We start from the raw sequence: 9,662 nt of genomic DNA, 5'->3' as shown, positions 1-9,662 counted from the left end.
GGTCGCGCGGCGGCCGCGCCGAGCCGCGGCTGGACTGGCCGCGCCAGCGCTGAGCCCCCGGCGCTGAACCCGGCCTGCTCCGGGCGGGGCCTCAGCGCCCCGCCGGAGCGGCGCGCAACGCGCCCACCACCGCCTGGGTAAAGCCGTCGGCGTCCATGTCGATCAGGTCCTTCTGCCGCGTCGGCACGGCGACGAAGACCTTGACGAAGCGCCCGGCGGCCAGGCCCACGCACATCTGCTGCCACATCGCCGTGCGGCCATAGCTGCCTTCCAGCGTGGCGCAGCGGACCGGTGCGCCTCCCGCCACCGGCAGGTCCCGCCGGTGGCTCTCGGCCATCTGCTTGCCGGGCGCCGGGGTCGTGCTGTCCCGCACCCCCTCGTCCAGCTGCGCCTCGATGACGGCGGGCGGGGTATCGAGTGGCAGGGCGGGATGCCCCCGATCGTAGATGATCACCGAGGCGATGGCGGCGCGGGCCGCCACGCCGTTGCGCATGTCGGTGGCATAGTCCACCGCGCGGCCCTGGCCGGGCTGGGCGGCCTCCATATCCGTGGTGATCCCCCGGCTGAAGCCGGCGGCCGAGGCCGGCAGGCGCCGCAGCGCCTCGTCGAGGCCGGGACGGTCCCCGGGCATGGGTCCGGAGGGCTGGGCGGCGCAGGCCGCCAGCAGCAGGGCCGCCAGCAGGCCGGCCCTCAATGCGCCACCCCTGGCAGGTTCAGCCCCAGTTGCAGTGTCGCATTCGCCATCAGCAGCCCCTCCCACAGAAGTTCCAGGCCGATATAGGCGATCAGCGCCACGCCGACATAGGCAATGACCTTGAACCGGTCCAGGAGTTTGGCCAGCAGGCCGCCGAGCAGGCCCATCATGACGATGGACACGCCGAGGCCGATGACCAGAAGGGTGAGGTTGGAGCGCGCCACGGCGGCGACGGCCAGCACGTTGTCGAGGCTCATCGACACATCGGCGAGGATGATCTGCCACAGCGCCTGGCCGATCGACTTCTCCCTGGGCGCGGCATGCGCTCCACCTTCCGCCTCCTGCGCCCCGCCGCGCAGCTCGCGGAAGAAGGTCCAGGCGATGTAGAGCAGGGCCAGGCCGCCCACCAGGTCGATCCACCAGAACTCCAGCAGCAGGGTGGCGAAGATCGAGAAGACGATGCGCAGCACCGCGGCGGCGATCACCCCGAAGAGCACGGCCTTGGCGCGCAGCCGCTCCGGCAGGCCGGCGGCGGCCATGCCGATGACGACGGCATTGTCGCCCGACAGGATGATGTTCAGCCACATGATCTCGGCCAGCGCGGGCAGCATGCCGGTGAAGGCGTCCATAGTTCCTCGCTCAGTGTCGATGGCGGGCCGCGGCGCCGCCCGGCACGGCGCCACGGACCGGGAAGGAAGGGGCGGGAACGCTCGGGGAGACGGCCCTCCCCGTCAAGGCGGAGGCGTCCGGCGCATGACGGAGGGGCAATCCGATGCGGAACCGGGCTCATTTTCGGCGCTCCGGCCGGCCCGCCTGCAAACCGGCACGAAAAAGGGCCGCCCCCTCGCGGGAGCGGCCCCTTCCGTCAGGCCGCGCCGGTGCGCGACCCGATCCTCAACCGATGGTCCTCAACCGGTGATGAAGGGCAGGATCTCCCCGCCACCCTTCCATATCATCTCGACCGCGACATAGAGGATGACCAGCAGGCCGACCCAGGCGATCCAGCGGTGCCGCTCCAGCAGCTTGGCGATGAAGGTGGCGGCGACGCCCATCAGCACCACCGACATGGCCAGGCCGATGACCAGGATGTAGAGGTGGTCCTTGGCCGCGCCGGCCACCGCCAGCACGTTGTCGAGGCTCATGGAGACATCGGCGACCAGGATCTGGATGATCGCGCCGCGCAGCGTCTTGCGCTCGCCGGTCTGCGCGGCCTCGCCCTGCGCCTCGAGCTCGGCCTCGGTCACCTCCGACTGATGGCCGCGCTGAAGCTCGCGGAACATCTTGTAGCAGACCCAGAGCAACAGGACGCCGCCGGCGAAGGTCAGGCCGACAATGGCGAGCAGCTGGGTGGTGATGGCAGCGAAGCCGATGCGCATGACCGTCGCGGCGGCGATGCCCCAGAAGATCGCCTTGCGGCGCTGGTCCGCCGGCAGGCCGGCGGCGGCCATGCCGACCACGATGGCATTGTCGCCGGCCAGCACGAGGTCGATCAGGAGGACCTGCCCGAGCGCGATCAGCTCAGGCATCCAGGCAGATAAATCCATTTGTCGCTTTCCCGGGCGAAGAGAAGAATGGCTGATCGCGTGCGGGGCCAGGGTTGTCAACCTGTCGGCAACCCGTCACACAGCGCCGCTCCCGCCCCCCTCCGCGCCCTGCCGGCCCCCGCTTCCGGCCGGCCCAGACGACAAGGATCGCCCGCCATGGTCCCGCGCTATGCCCGCTCCGAGATGACCGCCATCTGGTCTCCCGCCTCGCGTTATCGGATCTGGTTCGAGATCGAGGCGCTGGCCGCCGAGGCGATGGGCCGGCTCGGCACCATCCCGGCCGAGGCCGCCGCGGCGATCCGCGAGAAGGGCGCGCCGCTGGCCGCCGCCATCTCCGAGGCCGACATCGCCCGGATCGACGAGATCGAGCGGGAGACAAGGCACGATGTCATCGCCTTCCTCACCTGGATGGCCGAGGGCATCGGTGAGAGCGCGCGGTTCATGCATCAGGGGCTGACCAGCTCGGACGTGCTCGACACCTGCCTCTCGGTGCAGCTCGCCCGCGCCGCCGACCTGCTGCTCGCCGAGCTCGACCGGCTGCTCGCGGCGCTGCGCCGCCGCGCCGAGGAGCACAAGTACACGCCGACCATCGGCCGCAGCCACGGCATCCATGCCGAGCCCACCACCTTCGGCCTGAAGCTCGCCGGACATTACGCCGAATTCATGAGAAACCGGGCCCGCCTGGTCGCCGCGCGGGCGGAGATCGCCACCTGCGCGATCTCGGGCGCCGTCGGCACCTTCGCCGCCGTGGACCCGCGGGTGGAGGCCTTCGTGGCGGAGAAGCTCGGCCTCGCGGTGGAGCCGGTCTCCACCCAGGTCATCCCGCGCGACCGTCACGCGGCCTTCTTCTGCACGCTCGCCGTCATCGCCTCGGGCATCGAGCGGCTGGCGGTCGAGGTGCGGCACCTGCAGCGCAGCGAGGTGCGCGAGGCGGAGGAGTATTTCCATCCCGGCCAGAAGGGCTCCTCGGCCATGCCGCACAAGCGCAACCCGGTGCTGTCGGAGAACCTGACGGGCCTGGCGCGGGTGGTGCGCGGCTTCGCCATGCCGGCGCTGGAGAACGTCGCGCTCTGGCACGAGCGGGACATCAGCCATTCCTCGGTCGAGCGCTTCATCGGCCCGGACGCCACCATCACCCTCGATTTCGCGCTCGCCCGGCTGACCGGGATGATCGACAGGCTGACCGTCTATCCGGCGCGGATGGAAGCCAACCTGGAAAGCCTGGGCGGCGTGGTGCACAGCCAGAAGGTGCTGCTGGCCCTGACGCAGGCCGGCCTCTCGCGCGAGGGCGCCTACCGCGCCGTGCAGCGCGCCGCGATGGCGACCTGGACCGCGCTCGGCCAGCCGGAGGCCCGTTCCTTCCGCGACAATCTCCTGGCCGATGAGGAGGTGGCGGGACGGCTGGATGCGGCGGCGCTCGACAAGGCGATCGATCCGCAACGCGACTTCCGCCATGTCGAGACCATCTTCGCGCGGGTTTTCGGCGCCGGCTGAGGTCCGCGCACGCGCTTGTGACGGCGGCCACACCGCCGCCCGTCGCCGGCCATGGTTCCGCCGCAAGCCAGGACCAGATTAGGGCCCTGACAGGAGGAACCGATCATGCCTCGCTTGCGTGACCTGGCCCTGGCCGGCCTGCTCTCCCTGGGGGCGCTGCTGGCCACCGGCCTGGGCCCGACGCCGGCCCGGGCCGATGAGGTGGTGCTGGTGCATGACCACTGGCGGCGCGGCCCGCCGCCGCCACGCTGGCACCGCCCGCCGCCACCGCCGCGCTATGGCTACTACCGCCCGCCGCCGCCGCGCTATTACCACCCGCCGCCGCGCTACGGCTATTATCCGCCGCCGCCACCGCCGCGCCATTACCGGCCGCCGCCGGGCGTCTACTTCCAGTTCTGAGCCGGCATGAGAAAGGGGCGGGTTCTCCCGCCCCTTCCGCACATATCGGCGCCGTGGCCCTCAGACCAGCCGCGCCGGATGCGGTTCGTCCGATCCGCCCGGGGGCGTCGGGTTGCCGGTGGGCGGTTCCGGCGGCTCAGGCACCGGCCTGGGTCCCGGCGCCGGGGCAGTGCCGCCCGCCGCGGCGGTGGTCGGGTCCGCGGCCGGGTCCAGCGTGCTGACCTCCGGTGTGGCGATCTCCGGTGTGGCGACCTCCGGCGACGTGGCGCCGGAGGCGGTCGCGCCGGAGAGGCCGGCCTCCGTTCCACCCGGCGCCGCGGCCAGCTTCGCCTCCAGCGCGGCAACCCGCCCGGCCAGGGCGCCGGCCTCCTCGCGCGCCCGGCGGGCGACCTCGAGCGCCGCGTCGAGATCCTCGCGCCGGACCAGCTCCAGGCGCTGCACCATGGTCTCCACCTGCGACTTCGCCATGGCCTCGACCTCGGCCCGCAGGCCGGCCATCACGGAGAAGGCGCCGCCCGCCATGCCGGCCAGGTCGTCGAAGAACCGGCCGCGCCGGCCGGGTCCCTGCCCGGCGCCCGCGCCCGGATTGCTCCCCGAACCGCTCCCCGGATTGCTCCCGGGATTGCTCCCGGGATTGCTCCCCTGGCCCGTCTCGGTGCCTGACTCCACCATCGCTCTGCTCTCCTCGTTCCGGCGGAAGCGCCGATCCTGTTGCCTGTGTCGGCCGGGGTGGCCGGGCCGCCGGCGGCTTGCCCCCATCGGGGCCGGACGCCTATACCCGGCGCGCCCGGCGGGCGACCATTCCCTCCCGCTCCACACCGTCGCGGAAGGCTACAGCGATGTATCTGGTCACTGGTGGCGCCGGTTTCATCGGCTCCAATCTCGTCGCCGCCCTGTGTGAACGCGACGCCGAGGTGCTGGTTTGCGACCGGCTGCGCGGCGGCGAGCCGGGGCGCGAGAAGTGGCGCAACCTGGCGCGCCACAACATCGCCGGCATCCTGCATCCCGAGCAGCTCTGGCCCTATCTGGACAGCCGGCCGAAGCTCGACGCCATCCTGCATCTCGGCGCCATCAGCGACACCACGGTGCGCGACGGCGACCTGGTGGCGGAGAACAACCTCGCCCTGACGCTGCGCCTCTGGGCCTGGTGCGCCGAGGCCGGCGTGCCGCTGGTCTATGCCTCCTCCGCCGCCACCTATGGCGACGGCGCCGAGGGCTTCGACGACGACGCGGCGCCGGAGCATCTGGCCCGGCTGCGCCCGCTCAACCTCTACGGCTGGTCGAAGCACGCGACGGACCGGCGCATCGCCGAGCTGCTGCGGCGCGGCTACCCGGCCCCGCCGCAATGGGCCGGCCTGAAGTTCTTCAACGTCTACGGGCCGAACGAATTCCACAAGGGCCGCATGGCCAGCGTGGTGCTGCACAAGTTCCGCCAGATCATGACCGGTGCGCCGGCCACGCTGTTCCGCTCCGACCGCGAGGGCATCGCCGACGGCGAGCAGCTGCGCGACTTCGTGCATGTCGATGACTGCGTCTCGGTGATGCTCTGGCTGCTGGACAACCGCCACGTCTCCGGCCTGTTCAACGTCGGCACCGGCACGGCGCGCAGCTTCCTCGACCTGACGCGCGCGATCTACGCCGCGCTCGACCGCACGCCGGAGATCGCCTTCATCGAGATGCCGGTCGACCTCGTCGGCAAGTACCAGTACTTCACCCAGGCGCGGATGGACCGGCTGCGCGCCGCCGGCTTCGACGGCACCGCGACGGCGCTGGAGGACGGCGTCCGCCGCTACGTGCGGGACTTCCTCACCCAGCCCGACCCCTATCGCTGAAGGCCGCCGGATGCTGCTCGCCATCCCCTTCCCCGCCATCGACCCCGTGCTGGTCGAGATCGGGCCCCTGGCCATCCGCTGGTACGCCCTGGCCTATATCGCCGGCATCCTGATCGGCTGGCGGCTGATGCGCCGGCTTGCCGCCCTGCCGCCGGTGGCGGCGACGGCGCAGCAGGTGGACGACTTCGTGACCTGGGCGGTGCTCGGCGTGATCCTGGGCGGGCGGCTCGGCTATGTCCTGTTCTACCAGACCGACCACTACCTCTCCGCCCCCTGGGAGGCGCTGTATCTCTGGAAGGGCGGCATGTCCTTCCATGGCGGCGCGGCGGGCGTCGTCCTGGCGATGTATCTCTACTGCCGCAACCAGGGCCTCTCCTTCCGCCGTTTCGGCGACCGGCTGACGCCGGTGGTGCCGATCGGCCTGTTCCTCGGCCGGCTGGCGAACTTCATCAATGGCGAGCTCTGGGGCCGCGTCAGCGACGTGCCCTGGGCCATGGTCTTTCCGCATGCCGGGCCGGAGCCGCGCCATCCGAGCCAGCTCTACCAGGCCTTCCTGGAGGGCGCCTGTCTCTTCGTGCTGCTGCAGATGCTGGTCCGCGTCCCCGGCCTGCGGGCGCGCAAGGGCTTCGTCGCCGGCGCCTTCCTGGCGGGCTATGGCGTGGCGCGGATGATCGGCGAGGTCTTCCGCCAGCCGGATGCGCAGATCGGCTTCCTCTTCAGCTTCCCCGGGGGCGGCGCCACCATGGGCCAGCTCCTTTCCATCCCGATGGTGCTGATCGGCCTCGGGCTGATGATCGCGGCGCGGCCCGACCCGGCGGCGGAACCCGCCAGCGCGCGGGCGTGACGCCGGTGGTGGCCCCGGCGTCCAGGGCGGGCGCGGAGCGCCTCGACCGGTTCATGGCCCGCGCCGTGGCCGCCTACTACGCGCGGCGCGATCCCTTCGGCGCGGCCGGCGACTTCACCACCGCGCCCGAGATCTCCCAGGCCTTCGGCGAATGCCTCGGCCTCTGGGCCGCCGTGCTCTGGCAGCGGATGGGCCGGCCCGACCCGGTGCTGCTGGTCGAGCTCGGCCCCGGGCGCGGCACGCTGATGGCCGATGCGCTGCGCGCCATCGCCCAGGTCATGCCGGGCTTCGGCGCCGCGCTGCGGCTGCATCTGGTCGAGCAGAGTCCGGTGCTGCGCGCCGCCCAGGCCGCGCGTCTGGCGGACGCCGCCCCGACCTGGCACGACGCGACCGAGGGCCTGCCGCCCGGCCCCGCGCTGATCCTCGGAAACGAGTTCCTCGACGCCCTGCCGATCCGCCAGTTCGTCCGCCGGGGCGGCGCCTGGCGGGAGCGTTTCGTGGAAGGCGGCGCCTTCGTCGAAGGCCCGGCCGAGGACGCGCCGCCCCTGCCTGACGCGGCGCCCGAGGGCGCGGTGCGGGAGGTCGGCGAGGCCGCCCTGGCCCTGGCGGCCGGCCTCGGCGCCCGGCTCGCCGCCCAGGGGGGAGCCGCGCTGTTCCTCGACTACGGGCCGGCCGAGAGCGGCTTCGGCGACTCGCTGCAGGCCCTCGCCCGCCATGCCGCCGCCGATCCGCTGGCGGCGCCGGGCGAGGCGGATCTGACCGCGCATGTCGATTTCGCGGCGATCGCCGCCGCCGCCCGCGCCGGCGGCGCCGCCACGGCCGGGCCCTTGCCGCAAGGGATCTTCCTGCAATCCCTCGGCCTCGTCACCCGCGCCGCCATGCTGGCCCGGGCCAGGCCGGAGAGCGCCGGGATGCAGCTTTCCGCGGCGCAGCGGCTGATCGCCCCCGAGGGCATGGGCCGGCTGTTCAAGGCCCTGGCGCTTTGCCACCCTGGTCTCCGCCATCCTGGCCTGCCACCCCTTCCGGGCTTCGAGACCGCATGAGCGCCGAATTCCTCACCGACCCCGCCCTGGACGGGCTGCCGCACGGCTTCTTCACCCGCCGCGGCGGCGTCTCCACCGGCGGCTTCGCCAGCCTCAACTGCTCGCTCTCCGGCCGCGACGACCCGGACGCGGTGGCCGCCAACCGCGCCCGCGCCATGGCGGCGCTCGGCCTGCCCGCCGCGGCGCTCTCCGGCGCGCACCAGGTGCATGGCATCACCGTCGCCACCGTGACCGCGCCGGTCCCCAATGCCCGCCGCCCCGAGGCCGATGCGCTGGTCACCGACCGGCCCGGCCTGGCGCTCGGCATCGTCACCGCCGATTGCGGGCCGGTGCTCTTCGCCGACCGCGCGGCCGGGGTGGTGGGTGCCGCCCATGCCGGCTGGCGCGGCGCCGTGGCCGGCGTGCTGGAGGCGACGCTGGACGCCATGGAGGCGCTGGGCGCGCGGCGGGCGCGCATCGCCGCCGTGGTCGGCCCCTGCATCCGCCAGCCCTCCTACGAGGTGGGCGCCGACCTGCGCGAGGCCGTGCTGGCCCACGCGGCGGCGGATGAGCGCTTCTTCACCGCCGCCTCGCGGCCGGGGCATTGGCAATTCGATCTGGCGGGCTATTGTGCCGCCCGCCTCGCCGCGGCCGGCACCGGGCATGTGGCGGTGGTCCAGGCCGACACCCTGGCCGAGCCGGACCGTTTCTTCAGCCACCGGCGACGCACCCTCGCCGGCGAGGGGCCGATCGGCCATCAGCTCTCCGCCATCGCCCCGCCCGGATGACACCCCGGATTGCCCCCCGGATAACCCCCATGCCCTACATGGTGATGTTCCTGCTCCTCTTCGCGCTGACCCTGCTGGTGTCCTGCCTTGCGCTGGTCTGACCGCTGCCGCCAGGCGGCACGGCTGCTGCGGCTCCTGCCGGCCGTGCTGCTGCTCGCCGCCTGCGTCGACATGCGGCCCTATGCCGGCAATCCGGGCGGCGCCGCGCCGCGGCTGGTGCTGCCGCCGGCCTACCGGATCGCCGTGCCGCCGCCGCAGCAGGCGCTGCTGACCGATGCCGGCGCGCAGGCCTTCGCCCGCGAGCTGGCCGAGGCGCTGCAGGCCAATGAGGTGCCCGCCGCCGCCACCGATCCCAACCCGCTCGACTGGCCGCTGACCGTGACCGCCGAGCGGCAGGGGCAGGCGGTCCGTCCGCGCTATGAGCTGCACGATGCCGATGGCGTCTCGCTCGGCACCGCCGAGGGCCAGGCGGTGCCGCTGCGTCTCTGGGGCGGCGAGGCTGCGGCGCAGTTCAAGGCGGTGGCCGTGGCGGATGCGCCGGCGGTGGCCGAGCTGCTCGGCCGGGTGGAGGCGGCGCGCAAGGCGAGCGACCCCGCCGCCCTGGCCGGCAAGGGGCCGATGCGCATCCGGCTCGCCGGGGTGAAGGGCGCGCCGGGCGACGGCAACACCAGCCTGAACGCCCGCATGCGCGACTTCCTGACCAGGCTCGGCTACCTGCCGCAGGATGGCGCCGAGGGCGCCACCTACGCGGTGCAGGGCGATGTCAAGGCGGTGGACGTGCCGGGGGGCCAGCAGCGCATCGAGCTGCAATGGATCGTCTCCCGCCGCGATGGCCACGAGCTGGGCCGGGTGGTGCAGCTGAACGAGGTGCCGCGCGGCACGCTGAACGGCCTGTGGGGCGACGTCGCCTATGTGGTCGCCGAGCAGGCGGCGGGCGGCATCCGGGAGGTGCTGCAGAACGCCGTGCTGCCGCCGGAGGCGGCGCCGAAGCCCGCGGCGGCGGCGGCGGCGCCGGTGGAGGGGCCGATGGTCGGCAGGTCGATCC

Annotated in this window: 11 protein-coding genes; 7 read left to right on the top strand and 4 right to left on the bottom strand. The window is 73.2% G+C overall.

Annotated elements, in window-relative coordinates; translation table 11 throughout:
- Nucleotides 1–91 precede the first annotated feature (91 nt).
- From ACVMLK_RS17580 to ACVMLK_RS17570, 3 genes are all read right to left on the bottom strand, one after another.
- On the bottom strand, nucleotides 92–694 hold the full coding sequence (locus tag ACVMLK_RS17580; RefSeq protein ID WP_457487138.1) for a hypothetical protein: 603 nt from the start codon (nucleotides 692–694) through the stop codon (nucleotides 92–94).
- Entirely contained in the window at nucleotides 691–1,323 is a 633-nt protein-coding gene (locus ACVMLK_RS17575; RefSeq protein WP_422922615.1) for a YjbE family putative metal transport protein, read from the bottom strand. Before ACVMLK_RS17575 ends, ACVMLK_RS17580 begins: the two co-directional genes overlap by 4 nt.
- A gap of 279 nt (nucleotides 1,324–1,602) precedes the next feature.
- Entirely contained in the window at nucleotides 1,603–2,238 is a 636-nt protein-coding gene (locus tag ACVMLK_RS17570) for a TerC family protein (protein WP_198365360.1), read from the bottom strand.
- A 156-nt stretch (nucleotides 2,239–2,394) separates the two neighbouring features.
- Between ACVMLK_RS17570 and purB the strand changes: the two genes are divergently transcribed.
- Together purB and ACVMLK_RS17560 are read left to right on the top strand one after the other, a co-directional pair.
- Nucleotides 2,395–3,732 (top strand): adenylosuccinate lyase, encoded by a 1,338-nt coding sequence (purB, locus tag ACVMLK_RS17565; protein ID WP_198365359.1) that lies wholly within the window; start codon nucleotides 2,395–2,397, stop codon nucleotides 3,730–3,732.
- 105 nt (nucleotides 3,733–3,837) lie between these two features.
- The gene (locus ACVMLK_RS17560) at nucleotides 3,838–4,131 is read left to right on the top strand and encodes a hypothetical protein (protein WP_457487137.1); all 294 of its coding nucleotides are present in this window, start codon (nucleotides 3,838–3,840) and stop codon (nucleotides 4,129–4,131) included.
- A 60-nt stretch (nucleotides 4,132–4,191) separates the two neighbouring features.
- Here ACVMLK_RS17560 and ACVMLK_RS17555 read toward each other — a convergent pair whose 3' ends face one another.
- A complete protein-coding gene (locus ACVMLK_RS17555) occupies nucleotides 4,192–4,803 on the bottom strand; it encodes an accessory factor UbiK family protein (protein WP_457487136.1) in 612 nt (203 codons plus the stop codon).
- A gap of 167 nt (nucleotides 4,804–4,970) precedes the next feature.
- Here ACVMLK_RS17555 and rfaD point away from each other — a divergent pair, with 167 nt between their 5' ends.
- From rfaD to ACVMLK_RS17530, 5 genes are all read left to right on the top strand, one after another.
- Nucleotides 4,971–5,963 carry an ADP-glyceromanno-heptose 6-epimerase gene (gene rfaD, locus ACVMLK_RS17550; RefSeq protein ID WP_198365357.1) on the top strand — a complete coding sequence of 331 codons (993 nt, stop codon included), beginning with the start codon at nucleotides 4,971–4,973 and terminating at the stop codon, nucleotides 5,961–5,963.
- 10 nt (nucleotides 5,964–5,973) lie between these two features.
- Nucleotides 5,974–6,807, top strand: a complete 834-nt coding sequence (gene lgt, locus ACVMLK_RS17545) for a prolipoprotein diacylglyceryl transferase (protein WP_457487135.1) — start codon at nucleotides 5,974–5,976, stop codon at nucleotides 6,805–6,807.
- Between the two features lie 53 nt (nucleotides 6,808–6,860).
- A complete protein-coding gene (locus ACVMLK_RS17540; protein WP_457487139.1) occupies nucleotides 6,861–7,850 on the top strand; it encodes a class I SAM-dependent methyltransferase in 990 nt (329 codons plus the stop codon).
- On the top strand, nucleotides 7,847–8,617 hold the full coding sequence (gene pgeF, locus ACVMLK_RS17535) for a peptidoglycan editing factor PgeF (RefSeq protein WP_198365354.1): 771 nt from the start codon (nucleotides 7,847–7,849) through the stop codon (nucleotides 8,615–8,617). Before ACVMLK_RS17540 ends, pgeF begins: the two co-directional genes overlap by 4 nt.
- An 87-nt stretch (nucleotides 8,618–8,704) precedes the next feature.
- A partial coding sequence (locus tag ACVMLK_RS17530) for a hypothetical protein (RefSeq protein WP_457487134.1) occupies nucleotides 8,705–9,662 on the top strand: 958 nt, incomplete at its 3' end.

It is taken from the genome of Teichococcus aerofrigidensis (assembly GCF_054073225.1).
This window is presented reverse-complemented; position numbering and strand designations above follow the sequence as displayed.